At 35.4% G+C, this 680-nt stretch carries 1 protein-coding gene; it reads left to right on the forward strand.

All coding sequences use genetic code 11. From position 1 onward, the window contains the following. Positions 1–666: radical SAM protein (locus MTBBW1_RS27360; protein ID WP_222424212.1), on the forward strand; the 666-nt coding region annotated here is incomplete at its 5' end. Between the last annotated feature and the right edge of the window lie 14 nt (positions 667–680).

Below are 680 nucleotides of genomic sequence, written 5' to 3' on the forward strand. Positions count from 1 at the left end.
ATTTACACTGATTTTCAGGACTTAATTTCCTCAGGGATAAATAATATCTGGATCACTGACGAAAACTTCACCGCAAACCTTGGTCGAGCAAAAAGAATCTTGAATAAATTTGCCGAATTGAGGGGGAATCATCGCTTGAAAATTGCTATTAGTTCTTGGGCAAAAATCGATAAGGAGTTTGTGTCTATGGCACAAAAAGCTGGGGTTTCAGTCATCAGCTTTGGTGTAGAGTCCAAGAATAGAAGCATCTTAAACTATTATAACAAAAGTATTGATTTCAAATTGTTGGATGAAATTTTAGAAGAAGCCGACCGGGTGGGTGTATTTACAATCGGTAATTTCATTGTAGGTGCACCTGATGACGATGAAGAGACGATTCAAGAATCACTTAATTATGCAATCCATAGTCGTTTTGATGATGTAAATGTCAAGTTATTGGATTACATGATAGGTTCAGAACTATATGAAAGGTTGCCGGAAAATATAAAAAAAGGACATATTCACCTATTTTCCTGTTCTGAAAACGGCTTAACTAAACATTCAAAAGCCGAGTTAATGGCCTTTCAAGATAAATTTTTAACGGAATTTCAGAATAGCAGAAAATTGAAATTGCTAATGAAGATTAATAAAAATGGTCCGCCATACTATACTGAAAAAATCGGCTAACCAAACGCTCCAGC

The organism is Desulfamplus magnetovallimortis (genome assembly GCF_900170035.1).
GTDB lineage: Bacteria > Desulfobacterota > Desulfobacteria > Desulfobacterales > Desulfobacteraceae > Desulfamplus > Desulfamplus magnetovallimortis.